Origin of the sequence: Micromonospora purpureochromogenes, assembly GCF_900091515.1 — a bacterium.
GTDB lineage: Bacteria > Actinomycetota > Actinomycetes > Mycobacteriales > Micromonosporaceae > Micromonospora > Micromonospora purpureochromogenes.
In genome coordinates this window covers 5,535,730-5,558,905 of the sequence record NZ_LT607410.1, presented here as the reverse complement: position 1 = coordinate 5,558,905, position 23,176 = coordinate 5,535,730, and the positions used below count along the sequence as shown (strand labels likewise).

General features: G+C 75.7%; 17 protein-coding genes and 1 riboswitch. Of the genes, 10 read left to right on the top strand and 7 right to left on the bottom strand.

The genetic code is table 11. From position 1 onward, the window contains the following. Positions 1-8 precede the first annotated feature (8 nt). Positions 9-2,465 (top strand): FtsK/SpoIIIE family DNA translocase, encoded by a 2,457-nt coding sequence (locus GA0074696_RS25315; RefSeq protein WP_088963395.1) that lies wholly within the window; start codon positions 9-11, stop codon positions 2,463-2,465. Positions 2,466-2,612: 147 nt separating this feature from the next. Here the strand turns inward: GA0074696_RS25315 and GA0074696_RS25310 are convergent, their stop codons facing one another. Beyond that, positions 2,613-2,858 (bottom strand): hypothetical protein, encoded by a 246-nt coding sequence (locus GA0074696_RS25310; protein WP_088963394.1) that lies wholly within the window; start codon positions 2,856-2,858, stop codon positions 2,613-2,615. A 112-nt stretch (positions 2,859-2,970) separates the two neighbouring features. Continuing rightward, positions 2,971-3,285, bottom strand: coding sequence for a DMT family transporter (locus GA0074696_RS25305; RefSeq protein ID WP_088963393.1), 315 nt, complete (start codon positions 3,283-3,285; stop codon positions 2,971-2,973). A gap of 61 nt (positions 3,286-3,346) precedes the next feature. Further along, positions 3,347-3,411, bottom strand: a riboswitch (guanidine-III (ykkC-III) riboswitch). 89 nt (positions 3,412-3,500) lie between these two features. Between GA0074696_RS25305 and GA0074696_RS25300 the strand changes: the two genes are divergently transcribed. The 7 genes from GA0074696_RS25300 to pspM all read left to right on the top strand — a co-directional run bounded on the left by GA0074696_RS25300 (position 3,501) and on the right by pspM (position 9,839). Continuing rightward, a complete protein-coding gene (locus GA0074696_RS25300) occupies positions 3,501-4,424 on the top strand; it encodes an ornithine cyclodeaminase family protein (protein ID WP_172894431.1) in 924 nt (307 codons plus the stop codon). 76 nt (positions 4,425-4,500) lie between these two features. Then, positions 4,501-6,003 (top strand): 30S ribosomal protein S12 methylthiotransferase RimO, encoded by a 1,503-nt coding sequence (gene rimO, locus GA0074696_RS25295; RefSeq protein ID WP_088963391.1) that lies wholly within the window; start codon positions 4,501-4,503, stop codon positions 6,001-6,003. 77 nt (positions 6,004-6,080) lie between these two features. Further along, positions 6,081-6,668, top strand: a complete 588-nt coding sequence (gene pgsA, locus GA0074696_RS25290) for a CDP-diacylglycerol--glycerol-3-phosphate 3-phosphatidyltransferase (protein ID WP_088963390.1) — start codon at positions 6,081-6,083, stop codon at positions 6,666-6,668. 124 nt (positions 6,669-6,792) lie between these two features. Beyond that, complete coding sequence (locus GA0074696_RS25285; protein ID WP_088964803.1) at positions 6,793-7,356, top strand: CinA family protein; 564 nt, start codon at positions 6,793-6,795, stop codon at positions 7,354-7,356. Between the two features lie 161 nt (positions 7,357-7,517). Then, positions 7,518-7,964 carry a helix-turn-helix domain-containing protein gene (locus GA0074696_RS25280; protein WP_088963389.1) on the top strand — a complete coding sequence of 149 codons (447 nt, stop codon included), beginning with the start codon at positions 7,518-7,520 and terminating at the stop codon, positions 7,962-7,964. Between the two features lie 193 nt (positions 7,965-8,157). Then, positions 8,158-9,030 (top strand): PspA/IM30 family protein, encoded by an 873-nt coding sequence (locus GA0074696_RS25275; protein WP_088963388.1) that lies wholly within the window; start codon positions 8,158-8,160, stop codon positions 9,028-9,030. A gap of 23 nt (positions 9,031-9,053) precedes the next feature. Then, positions 9,054-9,839, top strand: a complete 786-nt coding sequence (gene pspM / locus GA0074696_RS25270) for a phage shock envelope stress response protein PspM (RefSeq protein ID WP_088963387.1) — start codon at positions 9,054-9,056, stop codon at positions 9,837-9,839. 25 nt (positions 9,840-9,864) lie between these two features. Here the strand turns inward: pspM and GA0074696_RS25265 are convergent, their stop codons facing one another. Together GA0074696_RS25265 and GA0074696_RS25260 are read right to left on the bottom strand one after the other, a co-directional pair. Then, positions 9,865-13,473, bottom strand: coding sequence for a hypothetical protein (locus GA0074696_RS25265; protein WP_088963386.1), 3,609 nt, complete (start codon positions 13,471-13,473; stop codon positions 9,865-9,867). A 209-nt stretch (positions 13,474-13,682) separates the two neighbouring features. Then, positions 13,683-14,498, bottom strand: a complete 816-nt coding sequence (locus GA0074696_RS25260) for a zinc finger domain-containing protein (RefSeq protein ID WP_088963385.1) — start codon at positions 14,496-14,498, stop codon at positions 13,683-13,685. A gap of 108 nt (positions 14,499-14,606) precedes the next feature. Here GA0074696_RS25260 and GA0074696_RS25255 point away from each other — a divergent pair, with 108 nt between their 5' ends. Further along, a complete protein-coding gene (locus tag GA0074696_RS25255) occupies positions 14,607-15,869 on the top strand; it encodes a hypothetical protein (RefSeq protein ID WP_088963384.1) in 1,263 nt (420 codons plus the stop codon). Between the two features lie 163 nt (positions 15,870-16,032). Here the strand turns inward: GA0074696_RS25255 and GA0074696_RS25250 are convergent, their stop codons facing one another. Together GA0074696_RS25250 and GA0074696_RS25245 are read right to left on the bottom strand one after the other, a co-directional pair. Beyond that, positions 16,033-16,275 carry a CPCC family cysteine-rich protein gene (locus GA0074696_RS25250; protein WP_197700782.1) on the bottom strand — a complete coding sequence of 81 codons (243 nt, stop codon included), beginning with the start codon at positions 16,273-16,275 and terminating at the stop codon, positions 16,033-16,035. A gap of 39 nt (positions 16,276-16,314) precedes the next feature. Further along, complete coding sequence (locus GA0074696_RS25245) at positions 16,315-17,103, bottom strand: SAM hydrolase/SAM-dependent halogenase family protein (protein ID WP_088963382.1); 789 nt, start codon at positions 17,101-17,103, stop codon at positions 16,315-16,317. A gap of 100 nt (positions 17,104-17,203) precedes the next feature. Here GA0074696_RS25245 and GA0074696_RS25240 point away from each other — a divergent pair, with 100 nt between their 5' ends. Next, positions 17,204-17,749, top strand: coding sequence for a hypothetical protein (locus tag GA0074696_RS25240; RefSeq protein ID WP_157746110.1), 546 nt, complete (start codon positions 17,204-17,206; stop codon positions 17,747-17,749). Positions 17,750-18,391: 642 nt separating this feature from the next. Here GA0074696_RS25240 and GA0074696_RS25235 read toward each other — a convergent pair. Then, positions 18,392-22,975 carry an ATP-dependent helicase gene (locus tag GA0074696_RS25235; RefSeq protein ID WP_231925486.1) on the bottom strand — a complete coding sequence of 1,528 codons (4,584 nt, stop codon included), beginning with the start codon at positions 22,973-22,975 and terminating at the stop codon, positions 18,392-18,394. Between the last annotated feature and the right edge of the window lie 201 nt (positions 22,976-23,176).

The window sequence follows — 23,176 nt, the reverse complement described above, 5'->3', positions numbered from 1 at the left end:
GTGACTGTATGGCGGGCCGTACCTCTCAGGCGAGCCGGCGACGCGGCGCGTCGCCGCGCGGTACCACGAACAGCCGTGCCCGCCAACCGGCGAAGAAGACCACCCGGGCGACCGCCCGGCGGCGAACGGCGGCCCGGCCCGGCCCGGCGGTCTATCTCGGACGCGCGGTCGGTGCACTGTGGATGGGGCTGGCGCACGGCGTGGGCTGGGCGGTCCGTGCCGCCGGCCGGCAGGCCGCCTCCGCCCGCGACCTCGACCCGGAGCACCGCCGCGACGGCGCCGGGCTGCTGCTGTTCGGCCTGGCCATCCTGAGCGGGGTGGGGATCTGGTTCTCCGGCGCGGGCCCGCTCGGCGCCCGGCTGGCCGACACCGTCCGGCTCTTCCTCGGCGCGATCGCCATCGTGGTGCCGGTGCTGCTGATGATCGGCGCCTGGCGGCTGATGCGCACGCCCGCCGACCCGGAACACCGGGGCCGTGGCCTGGTGGGCTGGGGTTCGATGCTGGTGGCCACCGCGGCGATGCTGCACATCGGACAGAACCCGGTCGACCCGGTGCAGCGCGACTACGCCGGCGGGCTGATCGGCGCCGGGGTCGGCGACCTGCTGGAGGCGGGGGTCACCGCCTGGGTGGCGGTGCCGCTGCTCATCCTGCTGCTCGTCTTCGGTCTGCTGGTGGTTACCGCGACCCCGATCAACAAGATCCCCGAGCGGCTCGGCCTGCTCGCCGGCACGCTGGTCGCGCCGCCGGCCGACCCGGAGGCGGAGGGAGACCCGGCCGCGAAGCCGGCCCGCCGCCGGCCGACGAAGCGGACCGCGCCGCCGCCGCTGGACCCGGACGACCTCGACGACTCCGACGGGGTCAACCTCCAGGACACCCTGGTGCTGCCGCGCAAGCCGCCGGCGAAGGTGCCCGCCAGCCGCAAGCCGGTCGAGCCGCCGGAGCACTCGCCCGCGCCCACCCGCGCCGAGCAGCTCGCGCTCACCGGCCTGGCCGGCGACTACACGCTGCCGCCGGCGAACATGCTCAGCGGCGGCGCCGCGCCGAAGACCCGCAGCAAGGCCAACGACGAGGTGATCGCGGCGCTGACCGGCGTCTTCGAGCAGTTCGACGTGGACGCCGCCGTCACCGGCTTCACCCGGGGCCCGACGGTCACCCGCTACGAGGTGGAGCTCGGGCACGGGGTCAAGGTCGAGCGGATCACCCAGCTCTCCCGCAACATCGCGTACGCGGTGAAGTCGCCGGACGTGCGGATCCTCAGCCCGATCCCGGGCAAGAGCGCGGTCGGCGTGGAGATCCCGAACACCGACCCGGAGAACGTCGCCCTCGGCGACGTGCTGCGCTCGCGGGCCGCCACCAGCGACCACCACCCGATGGTGGTGGCGCTCGGCAAGGACATCGAGGGCGGCTACGTGGTGGCCAACCTGGCCAAGATGCCGCACATCCTGATCGCCGGCGCGACCGGCGCGGGCAAGTCGTCCTGCCTGAACTCGCTGCTGGTGTCGATCCTCACCCGGGCCACCCCGGACGAGGTGCGGCTGCTGCTGATCGACCCGAAGCGGGTCGAGATGACCGGGTACGGGGGCATCCCGCACCTGGTCACGCCGATCGTGACCAACGCGAAGAAGGCGGCCGACTCCCTGGACTGGGTCGTCCGCGAGATGGACATGCGCTACGACGACCTCGCCGCCAACGGGGTCCGGCACATCGACGACTTCAACCGCAAGGTGCGCAACGGCGAGATCAAGGCCCCGCCGGGCAGCGAGCGGGAGATGCGCCCGTACCCGTACCTGCTGGTGATCGTCGACGAGTTGGCCGACCTGATGATGGTCGCCCCGCGCGACGTGGAGGACTCGGTAGTCCGGATCACCCAGCTGGCCCGCGCGGCCGGCATCCACCTGGTGCTGGCCACCCAGCGCCCCTCGGTCGACGTGGTCACCGGTCTGATCAAGGCGAACGTGCCGTCCCGGCTGGCGTTCGCCACCTCCTCGCTGGCCGACTCGCGGGTCATCCTCGACCAGCCGGGCGCGGAGAAGCTGCTCGGCCGGGGCGACGGGCTCTTCCTGCCGATGGGCGCCTCGAAGCCGGTGCGGATCCAGGGCGCCTGGGTGACCGAGCGTGAGATCGCCGACGTGGTGAAGTTCTGCAAGGACCAGCGCGAGCCCGAGTTCCGCCCGGACGTGCTGGCCCCCGCGCAGGACAGCAGGAAGAAGATCGACGAGGACATCGGCGACGACCTGGACCTGCTGGTGCAGGCGGTCGAGCTGGTGGTCACCTCGCAGTTCGGCTCGACCTCGATGCTCCAGCGCAAGCTGCGGGTCGGCTTCGCCAAGGCGGGCCGGCTGATGGACCTGATGGAGACCCGGGGCGTGGTCGGCCCGTCCGAGGGTTCCAAGGCCCGCGACGTGCTGGTCAAGCCGGACGAGCTGGAAGAGGTCCTGGTCGGCCTGCGCGGCGCCGAGGACTGACGGTACCGGCCCGGTGGCCGGCGCCCCGCGTGCCGACGCGGCGGCGTCCCCGCAGCCGGCAGAACCGCCAGGCGTGCGCAACGGCGGTCGGGACACGACGAGGCCCGCCGGAACGCCGGCGGGCCTCGGGTGGAGAGTCTGCGGTGGTCAGTTGTTGATGATCGCGGCGACCAGGGCGACACCGATGACGGCGCCCACGACGCTGGCGGCGGCGGCGTACCAGCCGAGCGGCTTGTCGCCGAGCACCGCGCCGACGATGCCGAGCACCAGGCCGGCGATACCGAAGATCACCGGCGCCACGAAGATGGCGACGACGGCGAAGACGAAGGCCAGGATCGTGCAGATCCGGGCGGCGTTGCTGCGCGGGCGGGCGGTCGCGTGCATGTCGGCCATGACGTCCTCCGTGGTGAGAGCCTCTAGGGTGTCCGGCCGCTGTCTACCCACTCCGGCCTCGGACTACTCATCAGGGCCGATACCGCTCGTCCCGGCGCGCCCCGTCGGGGGCTCAGTGGAAGAGCTTGAGCCCCACCACGCCGGCGACCACCAGCAGCAGGCAGGCGATCCGGGCGAGGCTGGCCGACTCGCCGAGGGCCACCATCCCGTACCCGGCGGTGCCGACCGCGCCGATGCCGACCCAGACCGCGTAGCCGGTGCCGACCGGGATCTCGCGCAGCGCGTACGCCAGCCCCAGCATGCTGAGCACCAGGGTGACCAGGAAGACGACGGAGGGGAGGGGGCGGCTGAAGCCAGCGCTGCGGTCGAGCGACACCGCCCACGCGGTCTCCAGCAGGCCGGAGAGCACCAGCACGATCCAGGCCACGGGTCATCACCTCGCGAAGCGGGTCCGGACCCTCGGGGCCGGGACGAGTCGGTCTGCCTGTCGCGGGGCGTCTTGGCCTGACCGGGTACGCCACCACTCGTCCGGGACGGCCGGAGCCGCCACCGCCGACGCTAACACCGCCCCGTCCGGGCGGGTGGTGATCTCGGACACCACCGGTTGAGCTGAACCTGACTTCAGGTTGCAGGATGGCAAGCATGACGCTGATCTTCACCGACCGGGAGGTCGCCGCCGCCCTGGACGCTTCGGCGACCGTCGCGGCGATGCGGGACGCGCTGCTGGCCGCCCACGCCGGCCGGCTCGTCGCCCCGCCCCGGGCGGCCGCCCCGCTGGCCGGCGGGCGGATGGTGCTCACCGCCGGCCACCTCACCGGCGAGTGGTACGGCTTCCGGTCGTACGACACCTTCGGGTTGCCGGAGTCAGAGCAACTGGTGGTGCTGCACGACGGGCGCACCGGGGCGGTGCGGGCGGTGGCGGTCGGCGAGGAGTTGGGCTCCCGGCGTACCGGGGGGTTGGGCGGGGTCGCGGTGGACGCGCTGGCGCGGCCGGACGCGGCCACCCTCGGGGTGATCGGCTCCGGCCGGCAGGCCTGGACGCAGGTCTGGGCCGCCGCGGCGGTACGCCCGCTGCGCGAGGTGACGGTGCACAGCCGCTCGGCCGCCCGCCGGGAGGCGTTCGCGGCCCGGGTCCGCGCCGAGCTGGGGGTGCCGGCCCGCGCGGTGGACTCGCCCCGGGCGGCGGTACGGAACCGGGACGTGGTGGTGCTCGCCACCACCAGCACCACGCCGGTGCTCGACGCCGCCGACCTCGCCCCGGGCACCCATGTCAACGCCGTCGGCTTCAAGCAGGCCGACCGGCACGAGTTCGGCCCCGACCTGCTGGACCGCGCGGACCTGCTGGTCACCGACTCGCCGGCCCAGGCGGGCGCCTACTCCCCGCCGATGCTCGCCGCCGTCGAGCCGTACGCGGGCCGGCTCCGCGACCTGGGCGCGGTGCTGGCCGGCGCGGTCCCCGGCCGGACCGGCGCGGACCAGGTCTCCGTCTTCTGCTCCACCGGCCTGGCCGGCACGGAGGTCTTCCTCCTCGACCGGCTGGTGCGGGTGGGCGCGGCGGCGGTCTGACCGGTCGCGGGTGTGAGCCCCCCGATGCCGGCGGCCCGCCGTTGCCGGCCCCCGCCCCACCGCCCGGTACCCTCGGATGGTGTCTGCCACCTCCTCCCCCTCCGCCGCCGACGGCCGCCGTGTCGCCCTGCTGACCCTGGGCTGTGCCCGCAACGAGGTCGACTCGGAGGAGCTGGCCGCCCGGCTGCACGCCGACGGCTGGCAGGTCACCACCGACGGCGAGGGCGCCGACGTGGTGGTCGTCAACACCTGCGGCTTCGTGGAGAAGGCCAAGCAGGACTCCATCCAGACCCTGCTCGCCGCCGCCGACACCGGCGCCAAGGTGGTCGCGGCCGGCTGCATGGCCGAGCGGTACGGGCGTGAGCTGGCCGACAGCCTCCCCGAGGCGCAGGCGGTGCTCAGCTTCGACGACTACCCGGAGATCTCCGCCCGGCTGAACGCGGTCGTCGCCGGCGAGGCGGTCGCCGCGCACACCCCGCGCGACCGGCGCGAGCTGCTGCCGCTCACCCCGGTCTCCCGCCGGGACAGCGGGGTCTCGCTGCCCGGGCACGGCACCCCCGCCCGGGGCGTCACCGAGACCGACGAGCACACCCCGGCCCACCTGCGCCAGGTGCTGCGCCGCCGGCTCGACACCGGCCCGGTCGCCTCGCTGAAGCTGGCCAGCGGCTGCGACCGGCGCTGCGCGTTCTGCGCGATCCCCGCCTTCCGTGGCGCCTTCGTCTCGCGTACGCCGGACGAGCTGCTGGCCGAGGCGGAGTGGCTGGCCAAGACCGGCGTCCGTGAGCTGGTGCTGGTCAGCGAGAACTCCACCTCGTACGGCAAGGACCTGGGCGACCCCCGGGCACTGGAGAAGTTGCTGCCGCAGCTGGCCGCCATCGACGGCATCGTCCGGGTGCGGGCGAGCTACCTGCAGCCCGCCGAGACCCGGCCCGGCCTGGTCGAGGCGATCGCCACCACGCCCGGCGTGGCGCCCTACTTCGACCTGTCCTTCCAGCACTCGAGCGAGTCGGTGCTGCGCCGGATGCGCCGTTTCGGCTCCACCGACCGGTTCCTGGAGCTGCTGGCGGGGGCCCGGGCCCTGGCGCCGGAGGCCGGCGCGCGGAGCAACTTCATCGTCGGCTTCCCCGGGGAGACCCGCGCCGACGTCGACGAGCTGGTCCGGTTCCTGACCGAGGCGCGCCTCGACGCGATCGGCATGTTCGACTACAGCGACGAGGACGGCACCGAGGCCGCCGGCCTGCCCGGCAAGGTCGCCGCCGCCACCGTCAAGCGCCGCTACGACAAGCTCAGCGCGCTCGCGGACGAGCTCTGCTCGCAGCGGGCCGAGGAGCGGCTCTCCTCGACCGTCGAGGTGCTCGTCGACTCGGTCGAAGACGGCGTGGTCGAGGGGCGGGCGGCCCACCAGGCCCCCGAGGTCGACGGCTCGACCACGCTGGTCGCGCCGGTCGGCGGCGGGGTCGACCTGGCCGCGTTGCGCCCCGGCGACCTGGTCCGGGCGACGGTCACCGCGACCGAGGGTGTGGACCTGATCGCCGTGCCGGATGAGATGATCTCGGCGGCGCCCGGCGCGGAACGGTGACGGCGGGTCCGGAGGAAGCGGGGGAGCCACGTGGTGCGGTGCCTGGTACGCCCCGGCGGCCCGAGCGGGGTGCGGCCGTGACCGGGGCGACGGAGTCGGCGCCGGTGGTCGCCCGGGTGCCGGTGCTCAACGCGGCCAACGCGCTGACCGCCCTGCGGCTGGTGCTGGTGCCGGTCTTCGCGGGGTCGGTGATCGTCTCGGGGACGACCCACGCCGGCTGGCAGATGGCCGCCTGTCTGATCTTCGCGGTGGCCTCGGCGACCGACCTGGTCGACGGTTGGATCGCCCGTCGGTTCAAGCTCGTCACCTCGGTCGGCAAGGTCGCCGACCCGATCGCCGACAAGGCGCTCACCGGCGCCGCCCTGGTGCTGCTCTCCTGGTACGACCGGCTGCCCTGGTGGGTGACGGCGGTGATCCTGGTGCGGGAGTGGGGCGTCACCGCGCTGCGCTTCTGGGTGATCCGGCGCGGGGTGATCGCGGCCAGCCGGGGCGGCAAGATCAAGACGGCGCTCCAGATCCTCGCGATCACCTGGTACCTCTGGCCGATGCCGGCCGACCTCGCCGCCGTCGGCCCGTGGATCATGGCCGCCGCCGTGGTGGTGACCGTGGTCACCGGCTTCGACTACGTCGCCCAGGCGCTGCGCTTGCGCCGTCCCGCCCGCTGACCGCACCCCGGCCGACCTCGCGGTCGCCGGGGCGGGGTCCGGCGGGTCGGCGCAACAGCGCCGTGACCAGCGCCGCCGGGCGGGGGATGAGTAGGCGTCGGCAGGCGGGGAAGGGATGCGGGACATGGGGACGGATGCGAACAACGAGCGGCCCGCCGGCAGTCCGGCGGCGGCCGTGGTGCACAGCCTGCACGAGCGGCACGAGACGCTGGCCACCGTCGAGTCCCTGACCGGTGGGCTGCTCTCCGCCTCGATCGTGGAGATCGCCGGGGTCAGCGGGGTCTACCGGGGCGGCCTGGTCACGTACGCCACCGAGCTGAAGTCGGAGCTGGCCGGCGTACCGGCGGAGCTGCTGGCGGAGCGCGGGCCGGTCGATCCGGACGTGGCGCGGGCGCTCGCCGAGGGCGGGCGGCGGCGCTGTGGGGCCGACTGGGGGCTGGCCACCACCGGCGTGGCCGGGCCGGAGCCGCAGGACGGCAAGCCGGTCGGGCTGGTCTACGTCGCGGTGGCCGGGCCGGCCGGCACGGTCGTCCGCCAACTGGACCTCGACGGCGGCCGGGACCACATCCGCTCGGCCGCGGTGATCGAGGCGCTGCGGCTGCTGGTCGAGCGGATCCAGGCCGCCGAGGAACCGGCCGAAGCGGGCGTGGACGACGAGGCCACCGCCGCGGCGGCCGGCCGGCGGTGACCGGTGATCGGATTTGACGGGCGGGGTGGGATGTCGGCGGGGCGGGCAACGGGTACGGTTGCGGGAAGGCTCCGGCGCGCGACGCCGGCGACGGCGCGGGTGACCGCGTGCGGCGTGGGCGGATGCCCGGGCGAGAGGGATTCCCGTCAGGGGGAGGTGCGATGGTCCTGCTACGCCGCGTGATCGGCGACGCTCTGCGGGCGCGCCGGCAGGGTCAGCAACGCACCCTGCGTGAGGTCTCGACCGCCGCCAACGTCAGCCTCGGCTACCTGTCCGAGATCGAACGCGGCCAGAAGGAGCCCTCCAGCGAGCTGCTGGCCGCGATCTGCGACGCCCTCGGCGCCCGGCTCTCCGAGCTGCTGCGCGAGGTCAGCGACACGGTGGCCCTCGCCGAGCAGCTGCCGGGCGTGCTGGTGCCGATGCAGGACGAGCCCGCCGAGCCGACGCCGGCCCAGGTGGCCGTGCGCAAGGCCACCAACCGGGGCGTCCGCCAGGTCACCTCGGACGGCAAGGTGGCCGTCTCGGTCCGCCAGGACTCGCCGCTGAAGGCCACCCTGCGCAGCACCCGGGTCCGTCCCGCCGAGCGGGACGTGGTCTGCGCCGCCTGACCTCCCGCCCGCCGCGACGCATGGCCGGGTTCGCCCCCGCCGCGTAGGGTTGATCGCAGGCCGTACGGCGCACTCCCGAGGTGCGGATGCCCGACTGGCGTCCGGCTGCGACGATGGGAGCACACCGCGTGGCCGGTCGGCCGGTTCGGCTCCGGTCGAGGCGCAGCGACGCTACTGAGGGGATACCGCGGAGATGGCGAACCCGTTCGTCAAGGGCTGGCACTACCTGATGGCGCTCTTCGGTGCCAAGATCGACGAGCACGCCGATCCGAAGGTGCAGATCCAGCAGGCCATCGAGGAGGCGCAGCGCCAGCACCAGGCGCTGGTCCAGCAGGCGGCCGCGGTGATCGGCAACCAGCGCCAGCTGGAGATGAAGCTCTCCCGGCAGATGTCCGAGGTCGAACGGCTGCAGGCCAACGCCCGGCAGGCGCTGGTCCTCGCCGACCAGGCCCGCGCCCGGGGCGACGAGACCGAGGCCGGCCGCTACGAGCAGTCCGCCCAGGTGCTGGCCACCCAGCTGGTCTCCGCCGAGCAGGCCACCGAGGACCTGAAGACCCTGCACGACCAGGCGCTCGGCGCCGCCGCCCAGGCCCGCCGCGCGGTCGAGAACAACTCGATGATCCTCCAGCAGAAGCTCGCCGAGCGCACCAAGCTGCTCAGCCAGCTGGAGCAGGCCAAGATGCAGGAGAGCGTGGCCCGCTCGCTGGAGTCGATGTCCGCGGTCACCGCCCCCGGCAACACCCCCTCGCTGGACGAGGTGCGCGACCGTATCGAGCGCCGCTACGCCAACGCGATGGGCCGCGCCGAGCTGGCCGGCAACTCCGTCGAGGGGCGGATGCTGGAGATCCAGAAGTCGACGCTGGACAGCGCCGGTTCGTCCCGGCTGGAGCAGATCCGCGCCAGCATGGCCGGTGACCAGCTCGGCAAGCAGGAACGACCGGCCGTGCAGCAGCAGACCCAGCCGGCCGCCCCGGCGGCCGACCCGGCCGCCGCCGCCCGGCTGGACGAGATCCGGGCGAACATGACCCGCGACCGCGGCACAGGGGACACCACCGCCGCCGGCTGAGCGGACGGCACGAGGAGGTACGGGTGGCGGACGAGCGAGCACGACACTTCCGTCGGCTGCGCCGGTTGCGGCGTTCCGCCCGACGGTGGAGCGTCCTGGCCGGTGGGCTCGGCGGCGCGGCGGCGGTGCTGACCCCGTACGCGGGGCTCGGGCTGCCCGACGCGGCCTGGGCCGGCGCCGCGGGCAGCGCGGTGGCGCTGGCCGCCTGGCGCTGGGTCGACCTGCGGGCGCTCGCCGCCCGGCCGGCGCCGCCCGCCCTCGACCCGGCCGAGGCCGCCGCCCGCTCGCGGGCCCGGCTGGTCGCCGCCGTGGAACGCCTTCCGGTCGGCCCGGGGGTGCTGGCCGAGGTGCGCCGGGTCCGGTCCCGGTTGGCGCTGCGCGGCACCACCGCCGCGCAGGCGTGGGCCCGGCTGGACCGGGCGGCGCTCACCCTCGCCGGGATGGCGCCCCGGCTGACCGGGCCGGCCGAGCCGGCGGTGCTGGAGGCCGCCGCGGCCGACCGCTCGCTGCGTGACCTGGCCGGCCGGGCGGCCAGCGTGGAACGCGCCCTCAAGCTGGCCCCGGCCGAGGCCCGGCCCCGCCTCGCCGAGGCGCACCGGACGCTGATCGGCCAGCTCGACAGCGGGGTGGCCGCGTACGAGGGGCTGGTGGCGGCGGCGGCCGGCTACGTCGCGGAGGACGCCCGCCCCAGCACCGAGCACCCGGCCGCCTCCCGGCTGACCGAGGCGACCGACCTGCTGCACGGCGTGGCGTCGGCGCTGGCCGAGCTGCGCGCCGTCGGCGAGCCGCTGCGCGCCCCCACCCGCTGACCGGCCCGCCCGGCACACCGGGCGTTCAGTCCGGCGTGGTGACCGGGATCGGCCCGGTGAACGGCGAGCTGCCCACCACGTTGAACGAGCGGATCCGGTAGTGGTACGTCACGCCCCGGGCCAGCCCGGTGTTGGTGAAGCCCCGGCCGGTGACGGTGAAGGTGGCCACCTCCCGGGTGAACGACGGGTCGAGCGCCCGCTGCACGGTGACGCCCGCGCCCGGCCCGTTCGGCGTACCCGCCGCCCAGTTCAGCACCACCGTGGCCGTGTCCGGCGCGGGGGCGCTCGGGGTGGCGGTCACCCCGGTCGGCACCGTCGGAGCGGGCGGGGTGGTCACCGTGGCCACCGTCGACCACGGCGACGCCGCGCCGAGGTACGTGGTGCGCACCCGGTAGTAGTACGTGGTGTCCGGGGCGACGGCCGGGTCGAGGTGGTTGTCAGCCACGCCGACGGCGGTGGTGGCCGGCCCGCTGGTGAAGGTGGGGTTGGTGGCCCGCTGCACGTCGATCCCGGTGGCGAAGGAGCGGTTCGTCCAGCGCAACGCGATCCGCAGCGGCGCGGCCGGCGGGACGGCGGCGGCGACCCCGGTCGGTGCGCTGAGCCGTACCGACGCGGGGACGCTGTTGGACCAGGCCGAGCAGCTCACCGCGTTCTCCGCCCGGATCCGGTAGTGGTAGGTGACGCCGGGGGTCACCGTCGCGTCGGTGTACCGGGTGGCGGTGGCCGCCACGGTGATCGTGGTCAGCCCCTCGGTGAACGCCGGGTCGGTGGCCCGCTGGAGCAGGTGGCTGCTGGCCGGCGGGCGGCTGCCGTTGCCGGTCCAGGCCAGGGCGATCGCCGGCAGCGCCGTCGCCGAGCCGGGCAGCGGCGTCGCGGTGAGCCCGCTCGGCCCCCGGGGGGAGACCCGCAGCACCAGCGGCCGGCTCATCCCCAGGTCGCGGTGGCCGGCGGCGCCGCTGGACCAGCGGTACTCCCAGCCCAGGTTGACCAGCTGGTTGACCACCGTCGCCGGGCGCCCGTCGAGCGGGCTGACCGGGGTGGAGCCGACCCGGGCGCCGGCCGGCCGGGTCGGGTCCAGCAGCCGGAGACTGTCGCCGATCTTGAACGGCAACGGGGGCACCACCGGGCGCAGCGCCACCAACACGTCCTCGGCGGGGTTCACCCGGATGGTCTCCTTCCAGCCCAGCTCCCCACCGTCCGGGGGTCGGACGGTCCCGTCCCAGCCCACCCGGTTGACCAGCTGCACGTCGCAGCCGCTGAACCGCACCACGTGCGTCTGCCGGCCGGTGCCGCTGATCCGCCACACCTGGGTGCCGTCGGCCGCCGCGCCCGGCGGCCCGTCCGGCTCGGCGGTGACCAGCACCTCGGTCGCCGGGTCGGCCGGGGCCAGCGGCAGGGACGCCGGGCCGAGCGGCCCCGCGTGCGGGTGGGCGACGCCGAGCCGTCCGGCCTGCCGGCCGTGCCCCGGCTCGAAGACCTGCCCGACCGTTTTCACCTGGATCGGCAGGGTCACCGGGGCGGTGGCGCCGGCCGGGGTGAAGCTGACCGTGGTGGCGTGCACCGGCACCAGGGTCCGGACGGCGGTACGGGTGCCGAAGGCCGCATCGTACTCGGGCTGCGGCACGATCGGCGGTCGCTGGCTGGCCGCGTACGCCCCAGGCAGCCGCTCGACCAGCCGGCCCAGGTCGTACGGCTCGGCCGGGGTGCCGGCCACCCGGAACTGGAGCAGGGTGCGGGTGTTCGGGCCGTACCCGGGGCGGGTGCCGACGACGCCGCCCTCGGCGCTGCGGTCCGGCGCTTCGGTGTGCTGGTCGTAGCGGGGGTCGAAGGGCGGTAGCGGGGCCGGGGCGTCGTTGTAGAGGATCAGCGTGCCGCCGGGCGGGACGGTGGAGAAGTCCACCACCACGTCGGCCCGTTCGCCGGGGGCGAGCAGCAGCGCGTGGGTGTCCACGTTGAGCACGGTCGGGTCGCGCCGGTCGTAGCGGTAGCCGACCGGCCGGTTCGGCACCACCACCGGCGCGGGGAGCAGGCCGCACTCGTTGCCGACCCGGATCATGCGGGGCCCGGCCGCCCGGGGGTCGGGCACGCCACCGTCGCGCCCGTCGGTGGGCCAGTCGAGGGGCCGGCCCGAGGCGCGCATCGCCTCCACCATCGGCACCTCGCCGGCCCCGGCGTCGGCCAGCGCGCCGTCCGGGTGCCACATCGCGGCGTCCGAGCGGGCCCGGTAGAGCGCCAGGTTGAGGCTGCGGTCGGCGCAGGCGTTGAGGATCCGGAACCGGTACGCCTTCGGCTGCACCTTCAGGTACGGGTACGCGACCCCGTTGACCAGCGCGGTGTCCCCGTACGCCTCGGGCACCGCGCTCGGGTGCGGCAGGCCCGGCGCGCGGGGCGGCTCCTCCGGGGCGGCGACGGGATCGTGGTGCGGGTTGTCCACCGGGCCGACCCAGAGCGGGTCGTCGCCGCCCGAACCGGGCACCCAGGGGCCGTAGTCCCACCGCCCGGTCGGGTTGCGCCCGGAGGCGACGTACGGGTTCTGCCGGGGCTGGTAGACGTGCGGGTGCCAGAGGTTGCCCCGGGTGCCCCACCGGTCCCGGTCCCAGGTCGGGTCCTCGGCGGCGAGCTGGGCGTCGTCGGGGACGAAGGTCTTGTCCTGGATCACCAGCGGGAACTGCTCGGCGGGGAGCACCCCGTCGGCCGCCAGCCGCTCCTCGGCCGGGTCGGTGAGCAGGTAGGGGGCCAGTTGCCCGGAGTAGACGGTCAGCCGGGACAGCCCGAGGGCGTTGTCGTGCAGCCACATCAGCCGCCCGCTCTGCTCGTTCGGGAAGTAGAGCGTGGTGGCGCCCAGGCCGGGGGGCGGCATGTCCGGCACGTGGCTCAGCCCTGGCCCGTTCGGGTACGGCGTGATCTCGCCCGCCGGCGTCACCCACTGCCACGGGTTCCCGGCGCTGGTCCAGCCGGTCTGTGCGCCGGCCAGGTGCGGCACGGCCCGGTTCTGCGGGTACGGCGCCGGCCCGTCCAGCGGCCCGATGCCGGCACCGTCCAGGGTGGTGTCGACCGGGAGGAAGAGCTCGCCGGCCCGCCCGGTGGGCAGCTGGTTGATGAACTTGACCCGCACCGGCCGCCCCCGCCGCGCGACGATCATCGGCCCCAGGTGGTACGGCCGTTCCGGCGGGGCGACCGTGTTGTGCCCGTCGGGGTCGGTGCCGAGGTTGAGCTGCCGGTAGCCGCGCAGCCGGGTGGTGGGCAGGTCGCGGTGCAGCCGCTGGGTGTACTCGCAGAGCCCGATCTCGTAGTAGTCGCAGCCCGGGTAGCTGATGGTGTCCGGCACGGCCACGGGCAGGTGCGCGCCCAGCCCGTTGCGCCCGAGCGGGCCGGGCAGCGGCAGCGCGTCGACGAACTTGCGGATGCCGGTGCCCGGCACCACCCGGCCGTGCCCGTCGAGCGCCGGCAGTGGGCTGTGCGCGAAATTGGGTACCGGCCCGAAGCAGCGTGGGACGGCGGCCGGGTCCAGGCTGGCCGGCGTCGGTCCGGCCGGCTCGCCGGTACGCGCCACCGGCACCGTCGGTCCACCGGCGCGGTCGGTGCGGACCGCGCGGACCGGCCAGCTGGAGCGCAGTCTGCGGAACAGGGCCATGGCTCTCCCCGGGGCCTGGGGGCACGACGGCCGCCACCTCGACGTGGCGGGTGGTCGCGCCCGGCAGTGACGAGCGGTGAGCACTCAACCGCAGCATGCGACCTCAGCGCCCGGTTAGGAACTACCCAATCGTCCCAATCCGGTACGTGTCCCGTCGGACCGGCGTGTCGGGTCAGGGCCGGGTCGGGTCAGGGCAGGGCCGGGTCGGGTCAGGGCTGTGTCGGGTCAGGTGCCGGCTGGCACCTCGGGCACCAGTAGGTGACCCGTTCGCCCAGCTCCTCCTTGCGGATCGCGGTGCCGCAGCGCCGGCAGGGCTGCGCGCGCCGGCCGTAGACGTAGCTGGTCCCGCCCCGGTGCAGCGAGCCGGTGGTGCTCTGCGTCCAGCGGCCCCGGTTGGCCGCGAGCAGCCGCTGGGCCAGCGCCACCGTGCCGGCCAGGTCGGGCACCGCCTTGACCGGGGTCCACGGCGAGACGCCGCGCAGGAAGAGCACCTCGCACTTGTAGAGGTTGCCGACCCCGGCGAGGTTGCGCTGGTCGAGCAGCGCCTCGCCGATGGTGGCCTCCGGCTGGGCGGCGAGCCGGCGGACCGCCTCGGCCGCGTCCCAGTCCGGGCCGAGCAGGTCGGGGCCGAGGTGCCCCACCAGGGACTCCTCCTCGGCCGTCGGCAGCAGGGCCAGCTCGTGCAGGTGGTAGCCGACGGCCACCGCGCTCGGGGCGCGCAGCACCACCCGGATCAGGTGCGCGGGCCGTGCCCCCCAGCGTTCCCCCGGCGCGTACGCCCGCCAGGCGCCGTCCATCCGCAGGTGCGAGTGCAGCGTCCAGTGTCGGACGTCCGACCGCCCCTCGGGCGCGACCAGGCGCAGCAGCAGGTGCTTGCCCCGGCTGGCGGACTCGCGCACCGTCCATCCGGTGAGGTCGGTGGTGGCCAGTTGCGGCACCCGGAAGTCGCTGCCGGTCAGGGCAGCGCCGGCCAGCGCCCGGTGCAGGACGCGGGCGGTGTTCCAGACGGTGTCGCCTTCGGGCACCCCACCATCCTCCCTCGCCCGAGCTGAATTCGCATGTGTCGCTATTTGTACGGTGCTTCCCCTTCTTGTCTTGACAACGCACTATCAGGGGGTTCTGAGGAGAATGCCGTGGGCTGTCCCCCATTTCGTACCCTGTCCGCCCTGCTCGCGGGCGCGCTGACCGCCACCGCCGCCGCGAGTCTCGTCCCCGCCGCCGCGCTCGCCGCTCCAGCGGACGTTCCCGCCGCCACCACCGCCGCCGCGCCGGGTGTCGAGCGCTGGTCCGCGGACCTCGCCGTCGCCGGTGGCGACGACGTCAACGTCCGCTGGAGCGCCGGCCGGCTCCGGCTCGCCGACACCCGGCCGGCCGCCCGCACCCGCCCCGCCGCCGTCGGCGGGCCGGTCGCCGAGGGCGCCCTGCTGGCCGCGCCGCGCACCCTGGCCCGCCCGGCCACCCGGGTACGCGCGCAGGTCACCGTCGAGGTGGCGGGGGGCGGCGGAGTGCAGGCCCAGGTGCGGGGCTGGCGGGCCGCCGGCTGGACCGAGTGGCGGGAGGCCGCCGGCGTCGGCGCCGTCTTCGACCGGCCGGTCACCCGGGTCCAGACCCGGGTGCTGCTCACCGCCCGCGACCCGCGCGCCACCGCTTCGGTACGCACCGTCGAGCTCACCGCCGACACCGTCGCCACCGTCTCGGCCGCCACCGCCGGCCTCGCCTACCGGGTCTTCGCCACCCGGCAGGGGTCGGTCGGCGGGCAGACCGCCAACGGGCGGATCATCCAGGCCCGGGACCACTTCGTGGCGCTGCCCAGCCGGCGCGGGCTCTCCCCGCTGAACACCGGCGACTACACGGTGCGGGTCTGCACCACCAGCGGCAGCCGCTGCGAGTACGCCCCGGTCTGGGACGTCGGACCGTGGAACACCCGGGACGACCACTGGAACCCCAGCGCGGTCCGGGAGAACTGGAAGGACCTGCCGCAGGGGCGGCCGGAGGCGCAGGCGGCGTACCAGTCCGGCTACCACGGCGGGCGGGACCAGTTCGGGCGGACCGTGCGCAACGCGGCCGGCATCGACCTGGCCGACGGCACGTTCGCCGACGGGCTGCGGCTGACCGACAACGCCTGGGTCGACGTGGCGTACCTGTGGACCGGGGCCGGACCCCGGGGCGTGGTCGGCGACGGGCCGCTCAACGTCCGTACCGGCCCCGGCACCGGGTACGGCGTGCGCGGGCTGGCCGCCAGGTACGCCAACGTGCCGATCCAGTGCTACGTCGTCGGGCAGACGGTGACCGGGCCGTACCGCACCACCAACCGGTGGAACCGGCTGGCCGGCGGCCAGTACGTCAGCCACGCGTACATCTCCGCCGTCTACGGCGGGACCGTGTCGCTCTGCTGACCCGGCTCGGGACCGGCGGGGCGGGCACGTCCCGCCGGTCCGCACGTTCCACGCGGCCCGGTGCGGGTCAGAGCCGCGCGGTCAGAGCCGCGCGGTCAGCGCCGTTCCGTCAGCGCCGCGCGGTCAGGCCGTTCGCCAGAGCCGTGCGATCAGTGCCGTCCCGTCAGGGCCGCTCGTCCGGGCGGGGGGCGCGGACCATGTCCTGGTAGCGGGGGTGACTGGCGCCGTAGACGGCGAAGTTCAGCCGGGCGTGGCTGAGGCTGAGGTCGCCGTTCGGGCCGCCGCGCACCACGTCGGCGTCCGCGTCGGCCTGACCGTCGTCGGTCCAGAAGCAGATCGGACAGGTGCCCCCGCCGGTCCGCGCGGCACAACAGGGACAGACGACCGGTACCCAGAGCTCACCCACGCCGAGCAGCATTCCACACCGGAACGCGTGGCGGCAGGGTCAGCGCTGCCCGCACACCGTGACCACGTCGCCCGGCGCCACCCCGAGCAGGTCCGCCGCCCGGCCGCCGTTCACCGCCACCGCCAGCAGGCCGGCGGAGTCCACGAAGAGCACCAGCGCCCCGGCCGGCGCGTCGGCGAACGTCCGCCCGCGTACCGCGGCCCGCCCGGCCACCCGCGCGGTGGGGGGTACCGTGGCCAGCAGGTCGGCCCCGGCGGCGAGCTGGACGTTGCCGAAGTGGTCGACGGTCAACACCTCGGCGGTGAACCCGTCGGCGTCCCGCCGCAGCACCGGTTCGGGCAGGCGGACCAGGGTGGCCGGGTCCACCGGCGGCCCCGCGTCGGCGGGCGGGGCGCCGAGGGCGAGCCGGGCCGCGACCGGGGCGAAGACGTCCCGACCGTGGAAGGTGCGGGACACCTCCGGGGCCAGCCACTCCGGATTGGTCAGCTCGACGGCCGCGGTGAGCCCGCCCAGGGCCTCGGCGGCGGCCAGCAGCAGGCCGTTGTCCGGCCCGACCAGCAGCCCGCCCGGGGTGACCAGCGCGATCCCGCGCCGGGCCGTGCCGACACCCGGATCGACCACGGCGACGTGCACCGCGTACGGCAGGGACGGCACCGTCTGCGCCAGCACCGCCGACCCGCGCCGTACGTCGGCCGCCGGCACCAGGTGGGTCACGTCGACGACCCGCACCGCCGGGGCGATCCGGGCGATCACCCCGTGGCAGGCGGCCACGAACCCGTCGGCGAGGCCGTAGTCGGTGGTCAGCGAGATCCAGGCGGTCGGGGCCATGGTCAGCAGGCTAGCCGGTGCGGGGGCGGCGCTGACCGGAGAACCTCGGTCGGCCGACCGGCCGGTGCCATCCGGTCACCGCGTTCGGCAGACTGCCGGGGTGACGAAACGCGCTCGTGTCCTCCCGGCCGCCGTGACGATCCTGCTCGCCCTCGCGCTCGCCGCCTGTGGCAGCGACCCCGAGCCCGGTGACCCCTCCTGGGCCAACGGTTCACCGAAGGCCATCGCCACCAGCGAGGCGCCGTCGCCCGAGGACCCGGCCGCCCCGACGAACGGCAAGGCGCCCCGTACCCCGTCGGAGAGCCCGTCCACCCCGGCGTTCCGGATGCCGACGAAGGCCGCCGGCACCCCGGGCGCCCGGAAGGTCGTCGACGCCTTCAAGGCGGCCGGCCTGAAGGTGACCAACCTGCGCAACCAGACGGTCGACTGTGGACCGGACGGCGCCGGCATCGGCTGCGCCGAGCTGCTGACCACCGACGCCGTCAAGGTGTACGTCTTCCCCACCGAGGCGAACGCGACCAACCAGATGGACGTCTGGGGTGCCGACGCCTTCCGCGAGGGTGCTGTCGTGCTCAGCTATCTGGGCACGAAGACCGGGGCGGCGGAGCGCAAGCGGTACAACGACGTCCTCGCCAAGCTGGGCTGACCGCCGCGCCGGGTGCCGTCCCGGTGCCGGATGCCCGGTGCCGGACGCCCGGTGCCGGCGAGATCCGCGCCCTGCTTCTGGCGATCGGTCCGCGTTGGACGCCGGTGAGTGGTTCCGAGGCTGCGGCGGCGGGCCTGCTCCTGGCGGTCGGTCCGATCCGGACGCCGGTGAGCGGTTCGAGACTGCGCCGGCAGCGGACCTGCTCTTGGCCGTCGGGCCGCCCCCGGTTACCGGTCACCGGCCACCGATCGAGCGCGCGCTGGCGGCGGACCTCCCCGTGAGCGTGATACCTCAGAGGTATCGATATGCCTGTGGGGTATCACGGTTGCCGTGCCGACCGCCGCCGGCCCCGGAGCGGCCGAGGGGTGCCGCGGTGCCGGTGTCGCCCAGCTGTGTCGGCCGCCGGCGCGGGCGGGCGTGCCGCGGCGGTGCGGTCGCGCCTGTCGCGCCGCCCCGGGCGGGCATGCCAGCGGTGGTGCGGCCGCGCCCGTCGCGCCGCCCCGGGCGGGCATGCCAGCGGTGGTGCGGCCGCGCCCGTCGCACCGCGGTGGCTGGCAGGGAGGAACAGCGCTGGCGGCGCCCCGCCCGTCGCACCGCGATGGCAGGGGAGGAACAGCGGTGGCCGGGAGGAACAGCCCCGGGTCAGCCGCGCAGCCGCAGCCCGCGCGGGGTGGCGCGGAAGCCGGCGGCGGTCAGCGCGTCGCGCAGCGGCGAGGACCGCACCGCCTCGCCGTCGGCCCGCTCCACCGACATCGCCCCCAGCGCGCCGGAGTGCACCGCGTCGGCGAGCGCCTTGCCGGCCGCAGCCAGTGCCTCGGCGTCGTCGGTGAACGACAGGATCGTCCGGCCGCCCCGCTCCACGTAGAGCACCAGGTCCCCGTCCACCAGCACCACCAGCGCGCCGGCCTTGCGCCCGGCCCGGTGCCCGGTCGCCGGGGCGGCCCCGTCCCCGGAGTCCACCACCCGTTCCGGCCAGGGCAGCGCCGCCCCGTACGGGTTGGCGGGGTCGGTGGCGGCGAGCACCACGGCCGGCCCGCCCCGGCCCCGTGCCCCGTCGACCGGGTCGGCCAGGGCCCGGATCCGGTCCACCGCCCCGGGCACCGCGAACTGGGCCGCGCCCAGCCCCTCCACGAAGTAGCCACGCCGGGCGGCGCCGCGCTCCTCCAGGGCGGAGAGCACCGGGTAGACCGCGGCGAAGCCGCCGACCACCTGCTCGGCCATCACCGCACCCCGGGTCACCACCCCGTGCCGTTCGAGCAGCAGGTCGGCCAGCGCGGCGGAGCGTCGGGTCGGGTCGGTGTCCCGCTCCGGCAGCCGGGACCAGCGCCCGGCCACGGTCGGCGGGCCGCCCCGGGTGGGCAGCGCGACCCGGCCCGGCCGGCGGTAGCGGGTGCGCGGCGCGGACGGCCGGGACCGGTGCGCCCCGCCGCCGCCGAGCACGGCCCGCAGTGGGGCGAGGGTGTCGTTGGTGAGGTGACCGGCCCAGACCAGGTCCCAGATCACTGCGGTCAGCGCCGCGTCGTCGGTGGCGCCGACCCGGTCGGACAGCGAGCGGAAGAAGAGCGCCTGCCCCTCGCCGAGGGCGTCGAGGGCCGCCTCGTGCAGCGGGGTGAGGGTCAGCGCCTCGTCCGGTGGCGGCAGCAGCAGCGGCGCGGTGTCCGCGTACGCGAGGGTGATCCAGCCGTCCCCGCCGGAGATCGCCCCGGAGCCGGCCCAGAGCACCTCGCCGCTGGCGCAGAGCTCGTCGAGCTGGGCGGGGGAGTAGTCGGCGACCCGGGCGGGCAGCACCAGCCGTTCCAGCGCGGACGCCGGCACCGCCGCCCCCTGCACCTGTTCGATGGTGGCGGCCAGCGCCTCCACGCCCCGCGCCGACGAGCCGACCTGCTGCCAGCGGGGCAGGAACGCCGCGAGGGCCCGGGGCGGCACCGGCTCGATCTCCCGGCGCAGCGCGGCCAGGCTGCGCCGGCGCAGCATCCGCAGCACCTCGGCGTCGCACCACTGGGTGCCGACGGTGTCCGGCGCGAACTCCCCGGAGACCACCCGCCCGGTGGCGGCCAGCCGGCGCAGCGCCTGCTCCACCACGAACACCCCGAGCCCGAACCGGGCGGCGCAGGTCGTCGCCGCGAACGGCCCGTGGGTGCGGGCGTACCGGGCGACCAGGTCGCCGAGCGGGTCGGCCACCGGCGCCAGGTACGCCTCGGCCACCCCGACCGGCAGCGCCACGCCGAGCGCGTCGCGCAGCCGGGCGGCGTCCTCGACGACCACCCAGCGTTCCTCGCCGGCGACCCGGACCCGCAGCACCCGGCGGGCGGCCTCCAGCTCGGTCAGCCAGGGCAGCGGTGCGCCCCGCTCGGCCAACTCCGCCTCGGAGAGGTCGCCGACCACCCGGAGCAGCTCGACGACGTCCTCCGCGTCGCGGGGCCGGCGCTGCTCGGTGAGCCAACGCAACTGCCGTTCGGTCTCGGCGAGCACCGCCGGGTCCAGCAGCTCGCGCAGGTCGACCCGGCCGAGCAGTTCGCCGAGCAGGGCCGAGTCGAGCGCGAGCGCGGCGGCGCGGCGTTCGGCGAGCGGGGCGTCCCCCTCGTAGAGGAAGGCGCCGACGTAGCCGAAGAGAAGTGAGCGGGCGAACGGCGACGGTCGGTCGGTCTCCACCTCGACCAGCCGCACCTTGCGGGCGGTCAGGTCGCGCATCAGCTCCGCCAGGGCCGGCTGGTCGAAGACGTCCTGGAGGCATTCCCGGGCGGCCTCCAGGGTGACCGGGAAGTCGGCGTACTCGCGGGCGACGTCGAGCAGTTGCGCGGCGCGCTGCCGCTGCTGCCAGAGCGGCTGGCGGCGGCGCGGGTCGCGGCGGGGCAGCAGCAGCGACCGGGCGGCGCACTCGCGGAACCGGGACGCGAAGAGTGCGGAGGTGCCGACCGACTCCTCGACCAGCTGGGCGATCTCGTCGGGCTCGAAGACCACCACGTCGGCGCCGGGCGGCTCCTCGGCGGTGTCGGGCAGCCGCACCACGATGCCGTCGTCCGAGGGCATGACCTGGGCGTCCACCCCGTACCGCTCGGCCAGCCGGCGGCCGATGGCCAGCGCCCACGGCCCGTTGACCCGGGCGCCGAGCACGCTGTGCACGGCGAGCCGCCAGTCGCCCAGCTCGTCGCGGAACCGTTCGACCACCACCGTGCGGTCGTCCGGCAGCGAGCGGGTCGCGGCCTTCTGCTCGCGCAGGTACGCCATCAGGTTGCCGGCGGCCCAGTCGTCCAGCCCGCCGGCGCGCAGCGCGGCGACCGCGGTCTCGTCGCTCTGCCGCAGCAGGGCCCGGACCCGGGCGCCGATGGCCCGACCCAGCTCCACCGGCCGGCCGAGCTGGTCGCCCTTCCAGAACGGCATCCGGGCGGCCTGGCCGGGCGCGGGGGAGACCAGCACCCGGTCGGGGGTGATCTCCTCGATCCGCCAGGAGGAGGAGCCGAGCAGGAAGACGTCGCCGACCCGCGACTCGTAGACCATCTCCTCGTCCAGCTCGCCGACCCGGGCGGCGCGCTCCGCGCCGGCCAGGAAGACCCCGAACAGCCCCCGGTCGGGGATGGTGCCGCCGCTGGTCACAGCCAGCCGCTGGGCCCCGGGCCGGCCGGTGAGTACGTCGGCGGCGCGGTCCCAGACCAGCCGGGGGCGCAGCTCGGCGAAGGCGGTGGACGGGTAGCGCCCGGAGAGCATGTCGAGCACGGCGTGCAGCGCGGAGTCGGGCAGCTCGGCGAAGGGGGCGGCCCGGCGGACCAGCACGGCCAGGTCGCCGACCCGCCACGGCTCCAGGGCCACCATCGCGACGATCTGCTGGGCCAGCACGTCGAGCGGGTTGCGCGGGTAGTGCAGCTCCTCGATGGCACCCTCGGCCATCCGTTCGGCGACGACCGTGCAGGAGAGCAGGTCGCCCCGGTGCTTGGGGAAGACCACGCCCCGGGAGACCGCGCCGACCTGGTGCCCGGCCCGGCCGACCCGTTGCAGGCCGGCCGCGACGCTGGGCGGCGCCTCGATCTGCACCACCAGGTCGACCGCGCCCATGTCGATGCCGAGCTCCAGGCTGGAGGTGGCCACCACGGCGGGGAGTTGACCGGACTTGAGCGCCTCCTCGATGTGCTTGCGCTCCTCGCGCGACACGCTGCCATGGTGGGCGCGGGCGATCACCGGCGGCGCCCCGACCGCCGCGCCCGACTGGGCCATCACCTCGGCCGGCGGCCGGTTGGCCCGCAGCGGCCCGACCGGCCCGGCCCACGCCTCGGACCCCGCCTCTGGCGTGCCGTCGGGGGCGCTCGCGGCGGCCAGTTCGTCCGCGGCGAGCTCGTTGAGGCGGGCGCAGAGCCGTTCGGCGCTGCGCCGGGAGTTGGTGAACACGATGGTCGAGCGGTGCGCCCGGATCAGCGCGAAGACCCGTTCCTCGACGGCCGGCCAGATGGACGCCCGGCGCGGCCCCGGGCCGCCCAGGTTGTCCTCCGGCGGCTCCTGCTCGTCGAGGCGGGTCATGTCCTCCACCGGCACCTGGACGCTCACCTCGATGGTCTTGGCGCTGGCCGGCTGCACCACGTCGACCGGGCGGGCGCCGCCGAGGAACCGGGCGCACGCGTCGATCGGCCGGACGGTGGCGGAGAGGCCGATCCGCTGGGCGGGGGTCGCCAACAGCTCGTCGAGGCGTTCCAGGGAGAGCGCCAGGTGCGCGCCGCGCTTGGTGCCGGCGACCGCGTGCACCTCGTCGACGATCACCGTCTCGACGCCGCGCAGCGAATCCCGGGCGGCGGAGGTGAGCAGCAGGAACAGCGACTCCGGCGTGGTGATGAGGATGTCCGGCGGGGTGCGGGCGAAGGCCCGCCGCTCGTCGGCGGGAGTGTCGCCGGTGCGCATCCCGACGGTGATCTCCGGGGGTGCGACGCCGAGTCGGGCGGCCGCCTGGCGGATGCCGGCGAGCGGGGCGCGCAGGTTGCGCTCGACGTCGACCGCGAGCGCCTTGAGCGGGCTGACGTAGAGCACCCGGCAGCGCTGCCGCGCCTCGGTGGGCGGTGGCTCCTTGGCCAGCCGGTCCAGCGACCAGAGGAAGGCGGCGAGCGTCTTGCCGGAACCGGTCGGCGCGACCACCAGCGCGTTGCGCCCGGCGGCCACCGACCGCCAGGCGCCGGTCTGCGCCGGGGTGGGCGCGGCGAAGGCGGCCGTGAACCACTCCCGGGTCGCCGCGCCGAAGCCGGCCATCACCCGTGCGCCGTCGGCCCCGCTCACCTGCTCTGTCACGCCTTCCATCCTGCCTGGTCGGTGTGACATCCGGCCGAGCAGCGGACGCGGTCTGTCCGGCTGCGACTGCTTACGGGTCGGATGAGCGCCTTGCGTGTTACGTCTTAACTAACTGCTTGCTTGTAACGCGCAACATAAAGTAACTTCACTCGCAACGCAGCG

Excerpts from the sequence above, each read along its gene's own strand:
- GA0074696_RS25245 (WP_088963382.1), bottom strand. The coding sequence starts at position 17,103 with ATGGCCCCGACCGCCTGGATCTCGCTGACCACCGACTACGGCCTCGCC.
- GA0074696_RS25275 (WP_088963388.1), top strand. The coding sequence starts at position 8,158 with ATGGCGAACCCGTTCGTCAAGGGCTGGCACTACCTGATGGCGCTCTTC.
- GA0074696_RS25235 (WP_231925486.1), bottom strand. The coding sequence starts at position 22,975 with ATGGCCGGCTTCGGCGCGGCGACCCGGGAGTGGTTCACGGCCGCCTTC.
- GA0074696_RS25280 (WP_088963389.1), top strand. The coding sequence starts at position 7,518 with ATGGTCCTGCTACGCCGCGTGATCGGCGACGCTCTGCGGGCGCGCCGG.
- rimO (WP_088963391.1), top strand. The coding sequence starts at position 4,501 with ATGGTGTCTGCCACCTCCTCCCCCTCCGCCGCCGACGGCCGCCGTGTC.
- GA0074696_RS25285 (WP_088964803.1), top strand. The coding sequence starts at position 6,793 with ATGGGGACGGATGCGAACAACGAGCGGCCCGCCGGCAGTCCGGCGGCG.
- GA0074696_RS25265 (WP_088963386.1), bottom strand. The coding sequence starts at position 13,473 with ATGGCCCTGTTCCGCAGACTGCGCTCCAGCTGGCCGGTCCGCGCGGTC.
- GA0074696_RS25300 (WP_172894431.1), top strand. The coding sequence starts at position 3,501 with ATGACGCTGATCTTCACCGACCGGGAGGTCGCCGCCGCCCTGGACGCT.
- GA0074696_RS25310 (WP_088963394.1), bottom strand. The coding sequence starts at position 2,858 with ATGGCCGACATGCACGCGACCGCCCGCCCGCGCAGCAACGCCGCCCGG.
- GA0074696_RS25315 (WP_088963395.1), top strand. The coding sequence starts at position 9 with ATGGCGGGCCGTACCTCTCAGGCGAGCCGGCGACGCGGCGCGTCGCCG.